Here is a 21,402-nt window from a genome sequence, read left to right as displayed (position 1 = left end):
TAGCTTGAAAAGATCTATATCGTTTATCATCGCCTGTGCGCTTGCGTGTGTGAGTGCTGCGCTTATGCTAGCCCTTCTAGATGGCAGCCACAACTGGGGCGGGGACTTCTCCCAATACATCGCCCAAGCAAAAGCCCTAATCGCTGGCACAATCCCCACCCAAATCGCTAATAACACACTAATGATGAGTCTTAATGACTTCCCCTATGGTCCAAATGTCTATCCGTGGGGGTATCCGCTACTGCTTGCGCCAGTGCTTGCAATTTTTGGGGAGAATCTGCTCGCGCTTAAATGTGTCAATATCGCGCTTTTTTCACTCTTTATCATCTGCTTTTATTGCTATGTATCTAGGCGGTTTTCTATGGGAGCTAGCATCACGCTCACACTAGCTTTCGCGCTAAACCCTATGCTTTTATCCTTTGCAAGTGGCAATATCCTAAGCGACATTGCCTATATGTGCGCAAGCTTTATAGCAGTAGTGGTGCTGCAAGCATTTGTAGCACCACTAGAGCAGGCAAGCAAGCTTGCTGCTTCTACTATGGCTACTAATAATTCTTTTAATAATTCTTTGGGGGGGGGGGCATAAAAGTTTAGGGCTGCTTGCTTTAGGAGTGCTTGGCGGACTTAGTATGCTCTGCGCCTACCTTATCCGTAGCAATGGCATAGCAATCCTAGTAGCCCTATGTGCCTTGCATCTCTACTATCTCACCAGAATCCAAAAGCAAAAGCTCAGGTATCTAGCCTTAAGTGCTGTGCCTTATGTGGTATTTGCACTTGGAGTGGTGCTTGTGCGCTATGCTTTAGACTCTGCTGGGGGAGAGGGGCATATCGCGCTGCTGCTAGAGAGTATCTCGCTTAAAACTATCGTGCGCAATATCATCTACTACGCTGGAATCTTTAGCGACTTCTTCGCCCTGCCAAATCCGCTCGCTCTGCTTGCGCCTAGTCTGCTAGAATCTAAATATGCCTTTTTACTGCCCAATCCTTTAGGGCTGCTTGTGTGGGCTGTGTGCTTGTATTTCCTTGTGCTAGGCTTAAGAGCGTGCTATAAGCGCGATATGTTTGCGGCTTTATTTGTGGGGGCATCACTAGCGATTTTGATTATCTGGCCCCCACTACAGGGCATTCGCTTTGTATTTAGTGTCCTGCCATTTCTAGCAATATGGATCGCTTGGGGTGTGCAAAGGACCTACTCCAAACGCCCCAAGCTTATCATCGCAATGTGCGCGCTAGTGCTTGGCTACTTCGTGCTAAAAGATAGCTACCACCTAGCAAGCAAGCATAACGCCCTGCCAAGAGCAATCCTAGCCCTAAAGTCCCACGAGTCCTACCCGCAAGCCTTTGAGCTAGAATCTAAGCAGGTGTATGAGTTTATCACCACGCACACAAGCCCAAGCGATATAGTCGTGTTTTTCAAGCCGCGCGTGCTCTATCTAGCGACTAGTCGCCTAAGCTATGCTACAAGCAAGCTAGAGCGGCTCGATAAAGCGCAGTATTTGCTAGAATCTAGCTTTGCCCCACTCTTTGACAAAGAGCAGCTAGCGCGCTTCTCTATCGTGTATGCAAGCGAGCATTTCACGCTCTATAACCTACAATGATTGTGCTATAATGCGCGCTCACCTAAGGACACAGCTATGACAAATCCCATTTTAGTAACCGGCGGGGCTGGCTACATCGGCTCTCACGCCAATGCCCTGCTAAACGCACTTGGCTTTGATACCATCGTGCTAGATAGTTTAGTCTATGGACATAAGCAGGCTCTGCACTACGCGCCACTGCCCAATGCGACAACTTCTCTGCTAGAATCTCTTAAGGCTACTAGTATGGCTAATACTTCTAATATTTCTTTGGGGGGGGGGGCATAAAAGTTTAGGGGAAAGCCTAGAGACCGCCCACACACGCACCACCTTTATCCACGCAGACTTAAGCGACACTTCCGCACTAGAATCCATTTTTAGCACTTATGATATTCTAGCGGTTATGCACTTCGCTGCCTTTGCGTATGTAGGTGAGAGTGTCAAAGACCCTAGCAAGTATTATTACAACAATATCGCCAACTCCTTAAACCTCCTAGAATCTATGCGTAAAGCACATATCAAAAACATCATCTTTAGCTCCACTTGTGCCACTTATGGTAATCCCCTGCACCTACCCATCACAGAGTCCCACCCGCAAAGCCCCATAAACCCATATGGCTACTCAAAGCTTGTGGTAGAAACTATGCTAAAAGATTTTAGCCACGCTTATGGGCTAGAGTATGTCATCTTGCGTTATTTTAATGCCGCTGGGGCAAGTATGCTTTTTAATATCGGCGAGTCTCATAGCCCTGAAACGCATTTAATCCCACTTCTTTTGCAAACTGCTTTGGGGCAGAGAGAATCTCTTAGCATTTATGGCGATGACTACCCTACAAAAGATGGCTCTTGCGTGAGAGACTATATCCATATTGATGACTTGGCAAGTGCGCATATTCTAGCCCTAACGCATCTGCTAAATGGCGGCAAGAGTGAAGCCTTTAATCTCGGCAATGGCTTGGGATTTTCTATCTTTGAGCTGCTAGAGTGTGCTTCTAGGCTTTGTGGCAGACAGATCCCCTACATTATAGAATCTAGGCGAGAGGGCGACCCTGCCACACTCATTGGCGATAGCACTAAGGCACAGCAGATTCTAGGCTGGAATCCACTTTTTGCAGATATTGAGACAATCCTTTCTTCAGCACTCAACTGGCATCGCAACCCACGCTACTAAGGAGCATAAATGACACAAAAAAAGATCTTAATCATCGGTGCAGGACCCGCTGGGCTTAGCGCGGCTAGGGTGCTAAGTGAGAATGGATATAGCGTGGAGATTTTTGAGCTGGAATCACAAGTGGGCGGAATGAGTAAAAGCATAGAGCTTTTTTCACAGATTGTGGATATTGGACCGCATCGCTTCTTTAGCAAGGATACTCGCTTAAATGACTTTTGGCACTCCCACACAAATGGTGAATATGAGAAAGTCTCACGACTTACTAGAATCTTTTATAACCGCAAGTTTTTCTACTACCCTTTGCGTGGCTTTGACGCGCTTTTTAAGCTGGGCTTCCTAGAATCCACTTTATGCGTCCTTAGCTACATAAGAGCAAAAATTAGCCCTTTTAAAGGGGATAGCTTTGAATCTTGGGTGGCAAATGCCTTTGGCTATCGCTTGTATAGCATATTTTTTAAAAGCTACACAGAAAAGCTTTGGGGGATTAAGTGCAGTGAGCTAGATGCGGATTTCGCCGCACAACGCATTAAAGGGCTTAATCTCTATGAAGCGATAAAGTCCGCATTCTTTGGCGGTGGGGGCAAAAAGCATAAGACTTTGGTTGATGAGTTTAGCTACCCCAAAAAGGGCTGTGGCGTGGTATATGAAAATATGAAGCAAGAGATTATCAAACGCGGCGGCGTGGTGCATTGTGGTGTGGAGGTGCTAGGCATTAAAACGCAGGGCAAAAAGGCGGTGGGTATTCACACAAACAAGGGTGAGTTTAGCGGGGATATTGTGATTTCAACCGCACCTTTTAGGGATATGGTGTTGTCGCTAGAAGAGCTAGATTCTAGTGTGAAAGAAATGGCGGGGAGATTAAAATTTAGAAACACGATTTTAGTTTATGTAGAAGTAGGGGATTTGGCTTTACTAAAGAAACATCGGCTAACGCCGAGCGGTATCCCTTGTTTTGAGGCAACCGCAGACCTCAAGTCTAGCTCTGCCCCAAAATCCCCAAAAAACTACGAAAGCAATACCGCAATTCCTAGAATCCTAGAAGAAGAAAAACAAGCTTGGCATAAAAACGCCGACACACTAGAATCCACTTTTGACACCGCCCCAATTCTAAGCGAGCAAGCAAAGGATTCTAGGATTTGCGATGAGAAATCGGGGCTTTTCAAGGACTCTCAAGGGTGCGCACTTGGCGTGCGTAACCGCAGAGAGTCCGCAGAAATCGCCGATTTATCGCGCAAAGCCGAATCCACCCAAAACGCACAAAATGTGTTTTGTAGCCACCCTGACAATAACGCTTACAACGATAGAAATAATGTTAGGATTGTTGATGAGAAATGTGGGTTGCAAGAAAAATCGCAAGGGAGTTACCTTAGCGGTAATGACCGCCGCGATTTTTTGCAGCTCCCGCATTTATCGCAACAAGCCGCATTATTTAAAGATAATTGGATTTATGTGCATAGCAAGGATACCCAAACCGGCAGAATCACCAACTTCGCCAATTGGACTAAAGACTTGCAATGCGGCAAAGATTCTGCGATTTTATGCCTTGAGTATTGGGCAAATGATGATGAAGCCTTGTGGAATCTAGATGATAATGCTCTAAGTGAGATGGCAAAAAGGGATTTGCTAGAATCTAAGCTTGTAGCAGACTCTAGCCTTATCAAAAACACCAGCGTGCTAAAAATCCACAAAAGCTACCCTGTGTATGAGCGGGGCTACAAAGATAACTTGCATAAAATCTACAAAGCCCTAGATAGCTTTAAAGACTTGTATTTCATCGGGCGAAATGGGAGCTTTAAGTATAACAATCAAGACCATAGCATTCTTATGGGGCTTATGTGTGCGGATAAGATTTTGGGCAGGGAGTGTGATTTGTGGCATATTAACACAGATTATGACTATCAAGAGAATGGTAAGGCTTAGGATTCGGCTTTGGGTAATCATAGTGGCGATTTAGCAAATTTTGGGGTAACCGCAGACCTTATGTCTAGCTCCACCCCAAAATTTGCTAAAAGCCCCACTAGCAACACCGCAATTCCTAGAATCCCAGAGAAAATAACCAAGCTGCAAATGTGTTTTGAGCCAAGCAACTAGGCGGCAGGATTTTTGATGAAAAAGCGGGGCTGTGCAGCCTTTTGTGCGGAGATAAGCCTTGAGTGGCTATCGCACAAACAAAAGGCAAACTCCCCGCTTTTTCGCAAAAAGCCAACGCCAAACCAAGCAAAGGAGCAAACAATGTTACACAATCTTTTTACACGATTTCTGCAAGCTGCAGATTCTATCGCGCAAAAACGCGTATATATCGCTAGCTTTATGCTGCTTGTGCTACTTGCCACAAGCGCGCTATTTTACCAGCACGCTAATCACTTTGGCGATGTGGATTACCATATCCCAGCGACTATTCTAGCCCAGAGCCACGACTATGATTTGGAGGGCTATGGACTAAGCTTTGTCAAAAGCGATGAGCTAGGCGTGCTCTCCTTTAGCCATTATCGATCTGCCATAGGCGTGCAGGGCTTTTTCTATGCGTGGCTGCACAATGCGCTTGGGCTAGAGAGCTTAAAGCCCTTGTATAGACTCGCTGCATTTTTTAGCGCGTTATGCTTGCTTATATGCGCGTTTCTGCTAGGCAAAATCTTTGGCAGGGCGTTTGGGATTATCTTTTTTCTCTCGCTTTTTACAAGTGGCTGGGTGGCAAACTTTAGCGGGAGTCTTTACTTTAGCTTTGGCTTTTGGATTCTCCCTGCGATTTTTGCTTTGAGTCTGTATAGACATATTGCTATTTATTCACGGGGGGGGGGGGAATAAATATACAATCATCGCTTTTTGCCTGTGCTTTACCTTTGCCATAGCCCTACGGGCAAGTATGAGCTATGAGTTTCTTACAAGTATTATTTTGTTCTCTCTTAGTCCATTTGTTGTAAGCTTTCTCTATGGAGTGCTTACAGGCTCTCAAAGCCCTTTTCTTAGCCTTTCAGTAAAGCAGTCTTTCAGCTATGGCTTAGGGCTGTTTATCCTTGCTTGTGTGGGGTTTTTGCTTACCTTTATAGTCCATACTTATATCCGCGGTGGTGGGGATTTATGGGTTGGACTTATGGATATTTATCACAATGACTTTTTACGCAGAATGGTAGGGGGCAGCGCGAAAGACTTTGACCCCGTTTATGCCGCCTCGCTTAATGCAAATGCCTTAGAAGTTATTAGAATCTACCTTAGCAAGCCCTTTATGCTCCTTTTGCTTGGCGTAGCTGTTTTCGCCTGTGTTAAAGAGTCTAGCAAATCTTATAGAAGCTTTTATATCGCCTTGCTTGTGTGCTTTGCCCTGCCTGCGTTAAGCTGGTTTGTGCTTGGCAAATCTCATAGCTATATCCACAGACATTTTTGCTTTGTGCTATGGTATCTTGGCTTTTGGGCGAGTCTTTTGTATGTGCCTATTTACTGCTTATACCGCAGGCTCTGCCACCCCACTTGCTAAAGTGCTACAATATCCGCCTAACTCCACACACAAAGGTCGGCGATGAAGCACTCTTGTCTCTCTATTTTGCTGCTACTATGCACACTACAAAGTATGCTAGATTCTGCCCCCACACCAAAGAAAGCGCACACTCCCAAAGACACTCCTATCAAAGTCCATACCAGCGTGAATACCTTCTGCTACACGCCATCGCCTGCTAGCAGTGGGATCTACTTGCAGCTAAATCTCTGCGGCGATGACGCCTCCCAAAAAGCGCGATATGATGTCTTCTCGCGCCTTGCTTATAAGCTTAATGGCAGCTGGTTTTGTATCACCGCGCCTGATTCTGTGAGCAAAGGCAGAGCGAGCAAAGACTATGCCCTGCTCACACCCTGTACTATCAACAACCGCGCCCAGCAGTGGATACTCAAAGATATGCACTTTTATAATGCCCAGCAAACCTATATGCTAAAAGACGATGGCAGCTATATTTATGCCGCTAAATTGCGTGATACTTCACTGCCGCGCCACACACTTAGCGATGATATGCAAAGCTGGATAGACACCATAGCCCAGCCCGGCAGCCTTAGCATAGAGACTTTTATCGCGTGGGATTTGCCCTCGAAATTTGGCAATGAACGCTACTTCCTAGCAGGCAATCACTCTAGCAAAAACACTACGCCCATTTACTACAACCTCCAAAGTGGGCATATCGCTCTCTTTAATGCCCCAAATGCTAGGCTTGATTGCGCGTATGCTGATGATAATGGTGCGCAGTGGGAGTGGATATGGTGGGCAAAATGCAGCGATGAGACACCGCCTAAGCTCAATAAGGCGTATTGGAAGCTTATCCCCACCAAAGCAAATGAAGTAGCCTTGCTCAATTTTCAAAACAACCCCTTACGCCTTACACGCTATGGACCATCGTGGGGCGTGCCCTATATCGCTACACCAGAATATATGCAAGGCGACACGGGCAATGCCGCGATCTCTGGCTTTGCCATAAGCAATGATGCGCTAGAGTGGCTGCGGTTTATCAACGCTAATGCTGGGGAGAATCTAAGCACCTGCCCAGCCCCAAGCAATAGCCCAAACCCCCCTAAGAAAACACGGCACAAACGCTCCCCCAAGCCCACGCCCCTGCCCTCAAATTTCCGCTTTAGCAGTGAGTGGCGCGATCGCTTCTTAGCCATTATTACTACCACCGATAGCTCGATGAGCGCGGCAGGGATTTGCGGGGTATGCCTCTTGCAGTCTTTTCAAATTGTCGCAGAGATTTTGGAGAATCCTAGCAGCCCTAGGCGCAGTGGAGGCTATTTCTTTGACACGCAATATAGGGCGAACCCCTTTGTCTCCTTTGGGCTTAGGCACTCGCTTTTATATGAGAGCTTGCACGATATTTTAGGGTGGTTTCGCCTCTATGTGCGGCGCGAGTTTGTTACCCCAGAGTTTATCTCCCTAAGCAGCAACAACACCGCCGTGGCAAGCGCGATTTCCCTGCTGCCTCAATATGATTGGAATATCCCAATCCTTGGGCTAAATCCTGAGCAAAACAACCGCGTAGCCGAGCATATCCTGCACGCACCGGGTGGAAGCGTGTTTATCTTGCTAATGGATTTAATCACGCCTGATGGACGCAGAGGCTCGCACGCTATGGTCGCTATCCGCACCAATGATGGCACGCGCATTATCCCCACAAATATTTTGCTAAGTCAAGAAGAGTTTGCCGCCTATACGATTCCTGTTTATACAAGGCAGGATTTTTTATCGCGTTTGGTTGAAGGGGGCTATACTTTAGAGCGGCTTGCTGCGCTTCAAGCAAGCGCGTATCACACGCTGCCCTTTGCTAGCGTGGTCTCAGCTGGCGATTGCAGTGGCGATGGGGCTGGGCGGCGCGGAAGTGGGGGTGCGCTTAGGGCGGAGGGGGTGAATCAGTGTGAAAGCGGGCGGTGCTTGTGGTAGGTTAAAAAGTATTCGGCTTTGCGCGATAAATCGGCGATTTCTGCGGACTCTCGGCGGTTACGCACCCCAAGTGCGCGCCCTTGAGAGTCCTTGAAAAGCCCCGATTTCTCATCGCAAATCCTAGAATCCTAGCTGGCTTTTTTACATTTTTGGTGTTGTCCCTAGAATCCACTTTTACATCGTCATTGCGAGGCGATAAAATCGCCGAAGCAATCCATAAGGAAACACAGATTCTAGTGCCAACCTTAGAATCTATCTTACTTATTTTAAGCATTTCTCTTTGTCTCTTTAACCTATCCCAAGCTTCCCACAAGCGCAAAAATGCTAGAATCCGCCTATAAATTTACTCTTCTCTAAGGACTATAATGAAGCTAGATTCTAGGATAAAGCGCGCGCTCATTGCTTGGAGCTTATGCGCAACACTTGCACTTTGCATATTTGGGGGCTTGCGGCTTGCTAGCACAGATAAGCTGCTACAAGCAGATATACGCGTAGTCGATACGCTAGAATCTAGCGATCAAGCCCACCACTACACTGCTAAGCTCATCTTTTCAAGCCCAATCTTTCGCGCACACAAAGACGCAGTGGCAATCACAATCCGCAGCATAGACTGGGACCTAGCCCAAGCCCCAAGCTTCACACATCCAAGCCCAGATAGCAACCGCCTAGAGCTTATCTCACAATCCCCCCTAGAGCTTGGAAGCCACATTGGCACGCTTTTTTATAGTGCTAAGATTCTAGCCACTCCCCTGCAGAGCACGCTACAATGCTTTAGCTTCGTGCTTTTACTATGGCTTATGATCATTTTTATCCAAAGAGTAGCAAGCTTAAACGCCTCTTACCCGCGCAAGCTAGAATCCACTTCTAAATATTCTTGGGGGGGGGGGCATACAAGTCTAGCTCCGCTTACTCGCAGGGACAAGGCGTTTTTATGCGCTAGTTTTGGGCTTATTGTGGGGCTTTTTGTCTTTCAGTTTTGGCTAGGCTTCCCGGGCTTTCACATTATCGGTGATACTTATGGCTCCATTGCTTTGATCAAAGACAACTGGCACCCTGTGTTTATCCCCTATGTGCTAGAGCTGCTTTATGCAATTTTTGGCAAGCATCTTTACTATCTCTATCTATGGAATCTCGTGCCTTTTTATGTAGGGCTTTTGTTTTTGGTGTGGGGCTTTTACCTGCGCTTTCGCTCACTCTGGGCACTGCTGCTGCTCTTTCCCATCTTTATAGGCAATATCTACTTCCAAAATTTCGTGCAATACCACAGCTTCGCGCTACCTATGCTGCTATTTTGCGCGTATAGTATGGTGCTTTTTGCCCTGCTCGTGCCTGTGCGGCATCCTAGGCTTTTGTGGGGGGCGATTGTAGTGGTGCTATGCTTCGCGCTGCTGTGGCGACATAATGCGATATTTAGCGTCTTTCCCATAAGCTTTGTGCTCGTGTATGTGTGGCTACAAGATAGGGGGCTAGATCCCAAGACCTTTACACGCAGCTTTGTCAAAGCCACTGCCCTAGCGGCGATCATCTGCCTTAGTATCGCCACCATAGTCCCAAAGCTGCTTACAAAAGGCGTAGCCTACCCCACAAACGCCACACTCCTGCACCAAATCGCGGGCGCGTGCGTGCCAGCTGATGATGCTAGCTGCTTCAAGCAAGAATGGTATCTCCCCAATAAAGGCTGGGAAGATGTCAAAGCCCTCTACACAAGCAGCCTGCTTGATGCCGATCCTTTCAATGTCCCTTGGGCGTATGATGACCTGCGCCCAATCCCCCACGGCAAGATAGAGGGGCTAAAAAGGCAGTGGATTCTAGCTATTGTAAAGCACCCCATAAACTTCCTAGCCCACGAAGCACGCTTTTTAAAAGCGATGTGGTGGCAGAGCCCGGGGTGGATCTTTGATAGCGCAAAGCTACAAGAGAAACCCACGCACCCTTGGCACATTGAAGCGAGCAAAGACTTCCCCAAAAATGAGCAAAGTATCACCCTAAGCCCCTTGCAAACTAAAATCTATGACTTTCTATACACGCACAAGCTCACGCTCAATCACATTTATGGCGTTTTGCTAAGCCTTTTTGTCCTGCTTGCTTCCTTTGTGCTATGGAGATTTAAGCCCAAAATGCGTAGCTCTCTGCTGGTCTTTAGCTTTAGTGCTTCTTTTGCTGGGTTTTTTAGCGCACTTTTTATCGTGGCTTTTACCCCTGTAACAGAGACGCGCTATATGTCGCCTGTGCTGCCGCTTGGGATTATTGCTTGTGTGGGGCTTGTGGCGGCACTGCTTCATATAAGAGACAAAGGCAAATCTAGCACATTATAGCCCACAAGCCATAGCAGTGGAGCTTTACCAAGCTTTTATTTCAAAATAGGCACAATTGCGCGTTTGTATTCTAAATCCACATTTATTAAGGAGATGCGATGCTGCAGCTACTTTTCCGCATTTTAGAGAGCAAGCGAACAGGCTTTGAGCACGCAAGGCAGTGCGGCGACCTAGCCCAAGAAATCCCCATAGAGCCAGAATCTAACCTACTCATCTGTGGCAATGGCATTTTCTCTTATGCTGATGATGAGAGCTTGCAGGGGCTTATAGAATCGCAGTTAGGGGGGGGGCGTAGATAAGGATTCAGCTTTTTGGCTAGAAACGGCGATTTCTGCACCGCGCGAGCTCGATAGACCATCAGTCTTATCTCCCACGCGCGACTTGAAAAATGCCATTTCTAGCGCAAAAATCTTAGAATCCCAGAGCAAGCCTAGAGAACAGCACCAATCTTTCCGCGAGCAAGTTGCACTAAAAAGCACGCAAAGCAAGCCTTTCTCATCTACAATCCTAGAATCTCACAGCGGTGGCGAAAAGCAAGGCAACAAAGACGATTGCAGCGGCAGCGAAACACACATCACAAAGAACGCCCAAACCCCAGAATCCACTTTTCAATCACTAAGCATTCTTACAAACAACACCCATTCTCCGTCATTGCGAGCTTTGGCACAAGACAAAGCGCGGCAATCCATATCCACGCAAGTGGATTCTAGCCAAAAGCCAGCACCCAAGCCCTACAACAACTTCCACTTCCAAGACATTTTCGGCAGCTTTCATCGCTTTTTCCGCCCTTATACTTACCGCTTCCGCGCACTTTTTGTGCGAGTCTATCCACAAGGCTATTGCTATAGCGATGATAGCGAGATTGTCATCACCAAATCGCATAAGGCTATCATCTCTCAAACTTCCTACCCCACCCACGCCTTTGCCCTGCCTAGAAACGCATCAAAAGCGCGCAAGATTCTAGAGTCCTTAAAGCAGTGCAAACTATGGGCTAGATTCTACTATCAAAAGCTATTCAAGCTCCACAAAATTAGCGGCTCTCTAGCCCTGCTCCACCAAGCCACCAACTACTACCACTTCCTAAGCGAAAGCATAGCTGCCCTAGAGCAGATCCGCCGCAGCGGACTAGAGCCAGACTACTACCTCCTAGCCAAAGATATGCCATATCAAAGACAGATGTGGCAGATTCTACAAATCCCAGAATCTAAAATCCTCCCCCTAAACCCAAGCCGACTCATACAGGCTAAATCCCTAATCGTCCCAACGCTTATAGCAAACTTTGAAAGCGTGGAGTGGCGCGATGGGGTTACACATCATCGCACGCTTGCGCTGCCGCTACTCTTGCAGCAGTTTTATAGAGACTTTGCCACACTTCTGCCCTCACCAAGCAAAAAGCGCAAAATCTTCCTAACTCGCCCAAGCGGCTCTAATCGCCACTTAGAAAACACCAAAGAAGTAGAATCTATCTTCACCGCCTTTGGCTATGAAATTATCCTGCCAGATGAGTTAAGCCTAGTGGAGCAAGCTTGTATGGCTAGGGAGAGTAGCATTATCGCAAGCCTACACGGCGCAGGGCTTAGCAATGCCTTTTTTATGCAAGAAGGCGCGGTGGTGTTTGAAATCTTCCCGCAGTATTATCACTACTCTTGCCCGCAGTTTTGCGCTCTGCTTATGGGGTGTAGATACTTCTATATGGTAGCAACGACCACTGATACAAGCGCACACCCCCAGCAAGAGAGCGCGTATGTATGCCCACATTTATTGCAAAAAGCGTTACAAAAGCTAGAAACATACCTATAAGCCTTATAAAAGCCTGCTAAATGGCTAGATTTTGCGCTAGAATAAACCATCTTAAAGTAACCAAGGAGTGCAAATGAAAGCAAGATCAAACCTCACAAATATAGTGAAGCTATGCGGTGGAGTGCTTGTAGCAAGTGCGCTTAGCATAGGGCTTTTGGGCTGTGGTGATAGCACACCAAAAGAGCAGGAAAGCTACACGATTAAATTCTCCCACGTTGTTAGCTCTGGGACACCTAAGGGCAAGGCTGCGGACTTTTTCGCCAAGCGTGTGGAAGAGCTTAGCCAAGGCAAAATCAAAGTCGAGGTTTTCCCATCTACGCAGCTTGTCGATGATGACAAAGTCTTCCAAGAGCTTAAGCGCAACAATGTCCAAATGGCAGCCCCAAGCTTCTCCAAATTCACCCCCATTGTCAAAGAGTTTAATCTCTGGGATGTGCCTTTCATCTTTAGAGATAACGAGCATTTGCATAAAGTGATGGATGGTGAAGTGGGCGATATTTTGAAGGAAAAAATCGCGCAAAAAGGCTTTATCGCGCTGGATTATTGGGACGCTGGATTTAAGCACTTTAGCTCTAATAAAAAGCCCATTGTCCTACCAGAAGATGCCAAGGGACAAAAGCTTAGAATCCAAACTTCAAAAGTGCTAGAAGAGCAGATAAAAGCTATGGGCGCAAACCCACAGGTCATAAACTTTGGCGAAGTGTATTCTGCTTTACAAACAGGCGTAGTTGATGGGACAGAGAATCCGCTCTCAAACTTCTACAACTCCAAATTCTACGAAGTGCAAAAGTCTCTAACACTCTCTAGCCACGGCTATTTGGGCTATCTTGTTGTGATGAGCGAGAAGTTTTGGAGTGAGCTGCCAAGCGATTTGCAAGACATAGTGAAGCAAGCTATCAAAGAAGCCACAGAATTTGAGCGAGAAGAAAGTGCGCGCGATGAGAGCCAGCTGCTAGCAAATCTCAACGACTATGCCAAGCAAAGTGGCAAGCTAACAATCTACACGCTTTCTAACGAGCAAAAAGCACAATGGGAGAGCACGATGAAAGCTATTTATCCTAAGCTTTATGACATTGTAGGAGAAGAGCTAATCCAAAAAACCCTAGAAACAAACTAAAGAATCGCGCGTGAAAAGAGTGTTGCGATTTTTAGGTGCGCCTTTTGTGTGGGCACACCTAAACCCTAGCGTGCAAAAATTCTTCAAAGTCCTTGATACAATCATCGCACAAATCAACAAAAACATCGCCGTATTTGGGCTTGTAGCTGGGGTGGTGATTGTAGCTATCAATGTCTGCTTGCGCTTTGTCTCAAGCTTTTATCCTAGCGTGCATTCTCTAGCGTGGGGCGAAGAAGTCTCAAGCTACTGCTTTATTTGGAGCGCGCTCTTTGGCTCGGCGTATGGATTCCGCAAGGGCGTGCATATCTCTGTGATGGTGCTTGTAGAGAAGTTCCCACCAAAATGGGCGAAAGCTAGCGTGCTGCTCTCCCATATCCTTAGTGCTTTGTTTTTAGCGTTTATGGCGTGGGCTGGGATTGTAACTTGTGAGCTTTATTATAATCTTGGGCGATATTCTGAAGCATTGCACGAAGTGCCTTTGTGGATATTTCTGCTGTGCTTGCCTTTGGCATTTATCGGGGCAACTTATCGCGTATGTGAGAAAATCTATGAAGTCTCTTTCACACCCGCAGAGCTTGTAGCTAAAAAAACGCAAGATGAAATTATCCACGATACCGCTATTAAGGAATAGAATGCGAAGTTTTCCTACTAAACAGGAGCGATTATGAGCCTTGCTGTGCTGTTTTTGCTGCTTTTTGTGCTGTTACTTTTGGGCGTGCCTGTGGCAATCGCGCTTGGCATTAGCTCTCTCATTTGCCTGCTGCTTTTCACAAGCCACGATATAGCTGGAATCCCAGATATTTTTATCGCCGCTTTTAAGCCCACGCTTATGGCGATCCCTATGTTTATCCTAGCGGGCTCTTTGCTTAGTAAAGGCAGTGCGGCGGGGCGGATCGTGGATTTTGCCAAATCGCTTGTTGGGCATTTGCCCGGTGGGCTTCCTATGAGCGCGATTCTAGCGTGTATCATCTTTGCCGCAGTGAGTGGCAGCTCTCCAGCCACGGTTGTCGCCATAGGGTCAGTGATGTTTGTCGCTCTAAGTCAAGCAGGCTACCCCAAGCCCTACTCTGTGGGAGCGATCACTACTGCTGGAAGCCTTGGGATTTTAATCCCACCATCTGTGGTGATGATTGTCTATGGGGTTACTGCAAGCGGGCTAAGCGATTTGCACGGAAAAGAAATTGCCGTCTCTATCGAAGCTCTCTTTAAAGCCGGCGTGCTGCCGGGGCTTCTTGTGGGCTCTCTTATGATGCTCTATACATACTTTGGGGCTAAAAGGCTAGGCTTTAAGCGCGGTGAGAAAGAGAGTCTACAAGCACGAGTAAAATCCTTTGGGAGAGCATTTTGGGCACTGCTTATCATCGCCGTAGTCATTGGCGGGATCTATGGTGGGATCTTTACCGCCACAGAAGCCGCTGGGATCGCCGTGGTCTATGCCTTTATCATCTCTGTGTTTGTCTATAAGGACTTACGGCTAAAAGATCTCTATGCCGTGTGTCTTGATGCAGCAATTACTACAGCGATGATTTTTCTTATCATCGGCTGTGCGGTGGTGTTTGCGCATTTCCTTACAAGCGAGCGTATCCCGCACGCCATAGCAGCATTTCTCATCGAGCAAAATATGAGCTGGTGGATGTTTCTCATCGTGGTTAATATCGTGCTATTTGTTATGGGGCAGTTTATGGAGCCTAGCTCTGTGGTGATGATTATGACCCCGCTATTGCTCCCCATAGCTGTTTCACTTGGGATTGACCCCATACACTTTGGGATCATTATGGTGCTAAATATGGAGCTTGGTATGATCACCCCGCCCGTGGGGCTTAATCTCTTTGTCGCAAGCTCTCTCACAGGGCTTGGGCTTAAAGATGTCGTGGTATCTGTGCTGCCTTGGTTTGCTGTGATGCTTGTGGGACTTTTGCTTGTTACCTATATCCCGCAAATTTCGCTGGCATTGGTGTAAGGACATCTATGCCGCAGCTAGTGCGCTTAAGATTCTGGGTTTAGCCTATTTATCATCGATAAAGCTTGCGCTAGTCCTGCGCTCTAGGTAGATAGCTACCTAGAATCCACTTGATAGATCCAAACTCTGCTATAATGCGAGCTTTTATGTCTCAAATCTCCTAGCTGTTGGTGAAGTATGAAAATATCTAAAAACATAAGCGCAAATAGCGCGCTTTGGACATATCTAGCCATTATGGTGCTAGCTCTTGGCGTGCTAGCTAGAATCTACTGCTATATATGGCACAAGGATTTATGGCTTGATGAAGCAATGCTAGCTTTTAGTATGTATGGAATCTCTTTTAGGGAGCTGTTTTTCGCGCCACTTCCCTTCACGCAAGCCGCACCGCTTGGCTTCTTGCTTGTCTCTAAGACTTTGGGTGCTGTGTTTGGGTATAGCGAGTGGGTGCTTTACTTCCTGCCTTTTGTATGCGGGCTAGGCACGCTTATCTTGGCATATATGATTGGCAAAAGGCTCTTCTCTCCCTTTGGCTGCTTTGTCTTTATCCTGCTTGCTGTGGGGAATATGGGGCTTTTGCACTACACCACAGAATTTAAGCAGTATGGGATAGAGGCATTTTGTAGCTTTCTAATGATATATATATATATATATATATTCGCGTTTGGAGCAAAGGAGCAAGCCGCTCTATCTTAGCCTAAGCATTATTGCTTGCTCGCTTTTTGCTTACACGGCGTTATTTCTTGGCGCGGCGATGTATTTGGCATTGCTAGTCCAGCATAGGCGCGAGACTCTAGGCTTTTTGCGATCGCATATTGTGCCTTTCTTGCTTTTGGGCGGATTTGTCGCGCTGTATTATCTGCTCTATATCCGCTATCAAAGGGTCGATGGATTCTACACTTACTGGCAGAGCTTCTTTCTCCCGCATTCACTTAGCGCGTATCCAGCCTTTATCAAAGACACCTTGCTTGGCGTGCTTGAAGGCTTCACGCCTTTTATCAAGTCTCAAGCCGTGCCTGTGTATATGTGTATGGGGCTGCTTGGATTGGTGGTCGCCTATAAGCAAGCGCGCTTTATTTTCACCCTGTGTATATGCGCGCTTTTGGTGTGGGTCGCTCTGTCTTTATGTAGAATCTACCCCTTTGGGCATAGTGGCGTGATAGGCGGGCGACTCTCGCTCTATATGACACCTGTTTTCAATCTGCTGTGCTGCTACTTTTTAGTCGCGCTATTTGCTCGCTGGAAGTGGGCGGGGATCGCTCTTGTGGTGGGGATCTTGGCAGTTACTCTGCTGCGCTATGGCAAAATCTACCCCCATTGGCACTATATCCAGCAAACCCACGCCCTTACTGCTACACTACAAACGCAAGCAAAGGGCGATGACTTAGTGCTGATCTATCGCGCTTCAAAGCCAGCGTTTATGTATTACAGCTTTTTAGATGGCTATGGCATAGCAGATACGCAGAGTCCAAAAGGCGCGCAAGCCCCCTACACCGGCGTGCGATTCACCACCTTTGACAAAGATTTAGCCAAGCTTGAGCAAACCTTGCGCCAAGCAGAATCTAAACGCGCCTTTTTGCTCATCTCCCACTATGAAGAAGAGTGGCTACAAGACTTGCGCGCGACTCTCTTGCGCCTAGATTCTAGCGCGCAATTTATACAAGGCAAAGGCGGCTGGGGAAGCTACCTCATAGTCCTAAACCTAGCCCCCCACTAGCCCCCTAGAATCTACCTGCTAGAATCTCCCCCTAGATTCTGCTTGCTAGAATCCACACTGCCTATAAACACTAGAGCCTAAGCCTGCTCTAGCTCCTTTACCTTATCGCCATACTGCTTGAAAATATCTTGCGTGATTTTGTAGCTGCAAAACTTAGGACCACACATCGAGCAAAACTCCGCTTCTTTAAACACTTCTTGCGGCAGGGCTTCATCGTGGTATTCTCTGGCTCTATCTGGGTCTAGGGCTAGCTCGAATTGTCTGTTCCAATTAAAGGCATAGCGTGCATCGCTCATCGCATCATCTCTCTCGCGTGCTTTAATCCTACCGCGTGCGATGTCTGCGGCGTGGGCGGCGATTTTGTAGGCTAGAATCCCCTCTCGCACATCTTTGGCATTAGGCAGCCCTAAATGCTCCTTTGGCGTTACATAGCAGAGCATCGCCACGCCTTTCCACGCTGCCACGCACGCACCAATGGCACTTGCGATATGGTCATAGCCTGCGGCGATGTCTGTTACAAGCGGTCCTAGCACATAAAAGGGTGCTTCACTGCAATACTCCTTTTGCAGCTTGACATTGCGCTCGATTTGATTAAGCGGGACATGCCCGGGACCTTCAATCATCACTTGCACATCGGCTTGATAGGCGCGTTTGGCTAGCTCACCTAGCACCTTTAGCTCAGCGAACTGCGCTTCATCGCTGGCATCTGCCAAGCAGCCCGGGCGTAGAGAGTCCCCTAGGCTTAGGCTGACATCGTATTTTTGACAGATTTTTAGGATCTCATCAAAGGCTTCATAGAATGGATTCTCCCTATGATAGTGCAGCATATAGCTTGCCATAAGGCTGCCGCCGCGCGAGACTACGCCCATTTTGCGCTTAGAGACTGCTGGCATATGCGCTAGCAAAAATCCGCAGTGTATGGTGAAGTAGCTCACCCCTTGCTGGGCTTGCTTTTCAAGTGTAGCAAGCATTGTGGGGATATCTAGCTTTAGCACATCATTTTGCACATCGTGCAGGATTTGATACATCGGCACAGTGCCAATAGGCACGCTAGAAGCCCCGATGATAGCGGTGCGGATTTTGTCTAAATCCCCTCCGGTGCTTAGATCCATAACCGTGTCCGCGCCGTATTTGATAGAAACCTTGAGCTTTTCTACCTCCTCATCTGCGGAGTTGCAAATTTGGCTTGAGCCGATGTTGGAGTTGATTTTGGTGCGCAGTGCCACGCCTATGCCCATAGGGACAAGGTTTGTGTGGTTGATATTTGCTGGGATTATTAGGCGACCTTTGGCGACTTCCTTGCGCACAAGCTCTGGCTCGATATGCTCGATATTAGCGATATAGCGCATTTCTTGCGTGATGATTCCGCGCTTGGCGTAGTAGAGCTGGGTTTTTATCGGGTCATTTTGACGCTCTTGTATCCATTGTGTTCTCATTAGATTCTCGCTTATTTTGGGTTAAAGGGCTTGCATTATAGCAGAGTTTGTCAATGTGTGATTTTGAAAGAGTCGCTTTGCTCAAAGAAGCTTGCTGGGGCTTGCTTGGCAACTTTGCCCCGCCTTGCAATGACGGAGTAAGCTAGAATCTAGGATTTGCCAGCATAGATTCTAGCTAGGTCCTACTTCACCGGCGCGCTGAAGTAGATCTCTACTTGTGTCCAGCTTCTGCCCTCGTGTAGTGTCTCGCACGCTTTAGCAAGCTTGGCAAACGCCTCACTAAGCCCAAAATCCAGCACATCAATCACGCCCTTTGCTGTGAGTGTGCCGTTTTGGATCGTGTATTGCATAGGGACTTTTTGGCTTTTGCCATTCATCGATACGCTTGCTAGCATTGTGCCTAAATTCTCCCCTGCTACGACTTCTCTAAAGACCACGCGGATAAGCTGCTTGCCCTTTTTGTCCTGCTTAAATTGGGAGAAAAAGTTTGCCTTTAGGCTTGTATCTTTGGCTGCATCGCCGAGATTTATGGCATTTGCCTCCATTGTAGCACTTGCTCCTTCTAGCTGGAGAGCTATGCTATCGCCCTTTTTGAACTTAAAGACAATATTATTAAATGTCCCGCCAACGGCAAGCTTTTTAGGCGACTTATAGGCGGTGAACCCTGCCTTGGCATTGGCTGTGTCAATAGTCTTGGCAGAAAGCATTGAGAGAGAGGCTACTGCTAGGAGTGCTAGCACTTTGTGAAGTCCTAAAGATCGCATTGTAAGTCCTTTGATATGAAATGTGATAAGCAAGCATTGTAGCGCAAGTGCGCGCAATCTTAGCGCGTGGGCTTGGGCATTGCTTGGGTGGGGGGGTTATTTCTCCACACTTTAGGCTAGATTCTAAGAAGCATTGGGGTTTTGTTTTAAAATGCTATAATACGGGCGATTTATCTATAAAGTAAATCACCTTACCAATGAACTTAGGCTGGCACGCTCAATCAAGCCAAGCTTAGATCAAACTTCAATCAAACGAAGGAAGAGATGTGAGACAGAATCTAGCTCAAGCCACTGCACATCGCTGCGCGCGTGCTGTTGGCTGCGGTTTAAGGTGTCTTGGGGGGGGGGGAATATGCGCGCGCTGATACTCGCCCCATTTGTGCTGGCTCTGGGGTTACCTGTCTTTGCGCAAGAGAGTGAAGATATAACAAATAGTGTTTATAACCTAAACAACAAAACCGACGCTACTGCAAAGACCTTTATGGTAAAAGATGTAGAAACCTACAAATCTGGCGACACAGAATTTACCCACAAATATGAAAATGGCGAACTTGTCTTTAACGGCAAACTCACCTTTAATGTCGCAAGTGGCTGGGACTGCGTAGGGCTACCTTGCGGGAGCAAAATCACTGGAAACTTTGAAGCTAAAGAAATCAACCTAAATAGCACCCAAATCGCAGCGGGGCGAGATGGGGCTATGGGAGTGGGAGTGTTTAACTTCACTGCCACAGATAAGCTCACTGCCAATAATCTCTCCCTAACTTTTGCCGCAACTAGCAGAAACTCTCACGCAAACTTCAAAGCGGATTCTATCTCTATGGACAATGCGAAGTTTTATGTCAATGCTGGCGGGCATACGCTGAAGTTTGAATCAAATAAAGACATAGATATAAAGGGCAGCGGCTCTTATATGAATCTCTATGCTGGCAGTGTCGCCTTTGGCGGAGCTACCGCGACTTTTAAGGGGGAGAATCTAAACTTTGCAGGCACGATTGTGCTAGGTAGAGAGAGTGGAGATGATGCGTGGCTAGATTCTGCGCTAAATGGCGCGAAAATCTATGTAGAAGACATCAAGGGCAAAGCAAGCTTTGGCACGATCAAATCGCGCAAGGGGCATATCATCGCCAATAGCAATATGTCTATCGATACGCTAGAAATCCTCCAATCCGCACAAGGAGCAACAGGACACGATATAAGCCCAGAATCTAGGCTATTTCTAAAAGACAATGGCACCTATACGATCAAAAATCTCACCCTACACGATGATCAAGCAAGCTCTCGAGCGTGGCTCTATGTCCATGGTGGGACAGGCTCTAGCTTGACAAGTGAGAATATCACGCTAGGGGTTAATGCTGCTTTCCATAGTGGGGGCATAGCAAAGCTAACAAGCAAGAGCTTAACGCTAAAATCTGGGGCTGCTTTCCACGGCGGTGCTATCACACACACCAGGGTCGATAATATCGCGCTAGGCAGCAATTCTGTCGCGCACTTTCACCACCTAACCCTAACCCCCGGTGGGCAAATCACAATGGACGCTACCAATGCCCAGCTCGTGCTGGATAATCAACTAGTCAATGGTAAAAATGAAGCAGGTGTGCTAGAGCTAGGTGTATCGATGAAAGACTATACAAACAATGTCAATGGCTATGGCAAGCCCCTACTTGCTATCACTAATGCTGGCAATCAATTCCAGAATCTCAATATCCAAGCAGGAGAAGTCAAGCGACTCATTGATGCAGGCGAGATTAAGTATAACTTTGTAGATTCTGCTGGGAAGCAGCAGTTAATCCATTGTGATGGCAGTGCCAAAGAGCAGTGCGCCCAGATTGAAAAGCTCATCGCCATCTATGAGGGAGAGAAGCCAGCAGACAATGGCAACTACACACAAGGGAGAATCGACCTCTCTGCTATGGGACTCAAATACGAAAAGGTGCTCACTTACAACTACATTGGGCTAAAGATTAGCTCTGATAATGCTAATAACCCCTATGACATCGGCGATATCCGTTACTATCTCTATGAGAAATGTGGGCAAGAGTGTGTAGAGAAGATAGGCTCTATCTCTAACACTGCTACAATCACTCAAGAAGTGCAAACACAGCTTAGTGGCGATGGCAAGCAAATCTATGTGTATG

21 protein-coding genes are annotated in these 21,402 nt (G+C 47.2%); 19 read left to right on the top strand and 2 right to left on the bottom strand.

Features of this window, described 5'->3' with window-relative positions:
• The first annotated feature begins 4 nt into the window (after positions 1–4).
• From F4V45_RS03965 to F4V45_RS03890, 18 genes are all read left to right on the top strand, one after another.
• Positions 5–586: a hypothetical protein gene (locus F4V45_RS03965; RefSeq protein WP_150337164.1), complete on the top strand. Its 582-nt coding sequence runs from the start codon at positions 5–7 to the stop codon at positions 584–586.
• Positions 587–629: 43 nt separating this feature from the next.
• Complete coding sequence (locus tag F4V45_RS03960; RefSeq protein ID WP_150337163.1) at positions 630–1,598, top strand: hypothetical protein; 969 nt, start codon at positions 630–632, stop codon at positions 1,596–1,598.
• A gap of 36 nt (positions 1,599–1,634) precedes the next feature.
• Positions 1,635–1,865, top strand: a complete 231-nt coding sequence (locus F4V45_RS09910; protein ID WP_281292473.1) for an NAD-dependent epimerase/dehydratase family protein — start codon at positions 1,635–1,637, stop codon at positions 1,863–1,865.
• Positions 1,831–2,748, top strand: coding sequence for a UDP-glucose 4-epimerase GalE (gene galE, locus F4V45_RS03955; RefSeq protein ID WP_342779750.1), 918 nt, complete (start codon positions 1,831–1,833; stop codon positions 2,746–2,748). The genes F4V45_RS09910 and galE overlap by 35 nt, the downstream gene beginning before the upstream one ends.
• A gap of 9 nt (positions 2,749–2,757) precedes the next feature.
• Positions 2,758–4,668: an FAD-dependent oxidoreductase gene (locus tag F4V45_RS03950; RefSeq protein WP_150337162.1), complete on the top strand. Its 1,911-nt coding sequence runs from the start codon at positions 2,758–2,760 to the stop codon at positions 4,666–4,668.
• A 9-nt stretch (positions 4,669–4,677) separates the two neighbouring features.
• Positions 4,678–4,839 (top strand): hypothetical protein, encoded by a 162-nt coding sequence (locus tag F4V45_RS09400; protein ID WP_170235157.1) that lies wholly within the window; start codon positions 4,678–4,680, stop codon positions 4,837–4,839.
• Positions 4,840–4,854: 15 nt separating this feature from the next.
• Positions 4,855–5,553 (top strand): hypothetical protein, encoded by a 699-nt coding sequence (locus F4V45_RS03945; protein WP_150337161.1) that lies wholly within the window; start codon positions 4,855–4,857, stop codon positions 5,551–5,553.
• Positions 5,522–6,220, top strand: a complete 699-nt coding sequence (locus F4V45_RS03940) for a hypothetical protein (protein WP_150337160.1) — start codon at positions 5,522–5,524, stop codon at positions 6,218–6,220. Before F4V45_RS03945 ends, F4V45_RS03940 begins: the two co-directional genes overlap by 32 nt.
• 42 nt (positions 6,221–6,262) lie before the next feature.
• On the top strand, positions 6,263–8,161 hold the full coding sequence (locus F4V45_RS03935; protein WP_150337159.1) for a DUF1561 family protein: 1,899 nt from the start codon (positions 6,263–6,265) through the stop codon (positions 8,159–8,161).
• 80 nt (positions 8,162–8,241) lie between these two features.
• On the top strand, positions 8,242–8,502 hold the full coding sequence (locus tag F4V45_RS03930) for a hypothetical protein (RefSeq protein WP_150337158.1): 261 nt from the start codon (positions 8,242–8,244) through the stop codon (positions 8,500–8,502).
• 24 nt (positions 8,503–8,526) lie between these two features.
• The gene (locus F4V45_RS03925) at positions 8,527–10,476 is read left to right on the top strand and encodes a hypothetical protein (RefSeq protein WP_150337157.1); all 1,950 of its coding nucleotides are present in this window, start codon (positions 8,527–8,529) and stop codon (positions 10,474–10,476) included.
• A 98-nt stretch (positions 10,477–10,574) separates the two neighbouring features.
• Positions 10,575–10,775, top strand: a complete 201-nt coding sequence (locus tag F4V45_RS03920; RefSeq protein WP_150337156.1) for a hypothetical protein — start codon at positions 10,575–10,577, stop codon at positions 10,773–10,775.
• An 82-nt stretch (positions 10,776–10,857) separates the two neighbouring features.
• Entirely contained in the window at positions 10,858–12,276 is a 1,419-nt protein-coding gene (locus F4V45_RS03915) for a glycosyltransferase family 61 protein (protein ID WP_170235156.1), read from the top strand.
• 73 nt (positions 12,277–12,349) lie between these two features.
• Complete coding sequence (locus F4V45_RS03910) at positions 12,350–13,393, top strand: DctP family TRAP transporter solute-binding subunit (RefSeq protein ID WP_150337154.1); 1,044 nt, start codon at positions 12,350–12,352, stop codon at positions 13,391–13,393.
• Between the two features lie 10 nt (positions 13,394–13,403).
• Positions 13,404–14,024 (top strand): TRAP transporter small permease, encoded by a 621-nt coding sequence (locus F4V45_RS03905; protein ID WP_342779748.1) that lies wholly within the window; start codon positions 13,404–13,406, stop codon positions 14,022–14,024.
• Between the two features lie 33 nt (positions 14,025–14,057).
• Positions 14,058–15,353 (top strand): TRAP transporter large permease, encoded by a 1,296-nt coding sequence (locus F4V45_RS03900; protein WP_150337153.1) that lies wholly within the window; start codon positions 14,058–14,060, stop codon positions 15,351–15,353.
• A gap of 177 nt (positions 15,354–15,530) precedes the next feature.
• Positions 15,531–16,046 (top strand): glycosyltransferase family protein, encoded by a 516-nt coding sequence (locus F4V45_RS03895; protein ID WP_150337152.1) that lies wholly within the window; start codon positions 15,531–15,533, stop codon positions 16,044–16,046.
• The gene (locus tag F4V45_RS03890) at positions 16,015–17,067 is read left to right on the top strand and encodes a hypothetical protein (protein WP_150337151.1); all 1,053 of its coding nucleotides are present in this window, start codon (positions 16,015–16,017) and stop codon (positions 17,065–17,067) included. The genes F4V45_RS03895 and F4V45_RS03890 overlap by 32 nt, the downstream gene beginning before the upstream one ends.
• Positions 17,068–17,144: 77 nt before the next feature.
• Here F4V45_RS03890 and thiC read toward each other — a convergent pair whose 3' ends face one another.
• Together thiC and F4V45_RS03880 are read right to left on the bottom strand one after the other, a co-directional pair.
• Complete coding sequence (gene thiC / locus F4V45_RS03885) at positions 17,145–18,503, bottom strand: phosphomethylpyrimidine synthase ThiC (protein WP_150337150.1); 1,359 nt, start codon at positions 18,501–18,503, stop codon at positions 17,145–17,147.
• A gap of 182 nt (positions 18,504–18,685) precedes the next feature.
• Positions 18,686–19,267 carry a YceI family protein gene (locus F4V45_RS03880; protein ID WP_246144998.1) on the bottom strand — a complete coding sequence of 194 codons (582 nt, stop codon included), beginning with the start codon at positions 19,265–19,267 and terminating at the stop codon, positions 18,686–18,688.
• Between the two features lie 352 nt (positions 19,268–19,619).
• On the opposite strand from F4V45_RS03880, the gene F4V45_RS03875 reads away from it, so the two are divergent.
• On the top strand, positions 19,620–21,402 hold a 1,783-nt coding region (locus F4V45_RS03875), incomplete at its 3' end, for a hypothetical protein (RefSeq protein WP_150337149.1).

It is taken from the genome of Helicobacter canis (genome assembly GCF_008693005.1).
Lineage (GTDB): Bacteria > Campylobacterota > Campylobacteria > Campylobacterales > Helicobacteraceae > Helicobacter_B > Helicobacter_B canis.
The sequence above is the reverse complement of the archived record's forward strand: the minus strand, read 5'-3'. Positions and strand labels throughout refer to the sequence as shown.

Coding starts and splice junctions, on each gene's coding strand:
- F4V45_RS03880 (WP_246144998.1), bottom strand. CDS start 19,267: ATGCGATCTTTAGGACTTCACAAAGTGCTAGCACTCCTAGCAGTAGCC.
- F4V45_RS09910 (WP_281292473.1), top strand. CDS start 1,635: ATGACAAATCCCATTTTAGTAACCGGCGGGGCTGGCTACATCGGCTCT.
- F4V45_RS03960 (WP_150337163.1), top strand. CDS start 630: ATGCTCTGCGCCTACCTTATCCGTAGCAATGGCATAGCAATCCTAGTA.
- F4V45_RS03945 (WP_150337161.1), top strand. CDS start 4,855: ATGAAAAAGCGGGGCTGTGCAGCCTTTTGTGCGGAGATAAGCCTTGAG.
- F4V45_RS03910 (WP_150337154.1), top strand. CDS start 12,350: ATGAAAGCAAGATCAAACCTCACAAATATAGTGAAGCTATGCGGTGGA.
- F4V45_RS03900 (WP_150337153.1), top strand. CDS start 14,058: ATGAGCCTTGCTGTGCTGTTTTTGCTGCTTTTTGTGCTGTTACTTTTG.
- F4V45_RS03950 (WP_150337162.1), top strand. CDS start 2,758: ATGACACAAAAAAAGATCTTAATCATCGGTGCAGGACCCGCTGGGCTT.
- F4V45_RS03925 (WP_150337157.1), top strand. CDS start 8,527: ATGAAGCTAGATTCTAGGATAAAGCGCGCGCTCATTGCTTGGAGCTTA.
- F4V45_RS03895 (WP_150337152.1), top strand. CDS start 15,531: ATGAAAATATCTAAAAACATAAGCGCAAATAGCGCGCTTTGGACATAT.
- thiC (WP_150337150.1), bottom strand. CDS start 18,503: ATGAGAACACAATGGATACAAGAGCGTCAAAATGACCCGATAAAAACC.
- F4V45_RS03920 (WP_150337156.1), top strand. CDS start 10,575: ATGCTGCAGCTACTTTTCCGCATTTTAGAGAGCAAGCGAACAGGCTTT.
- F4V45_RS03935 (WP_150337159.1), top strand. CDS start 6,263: ATGAAGCACTCTTGTCTCTCTATTTTGCTGCTACTATGCACACTACAA.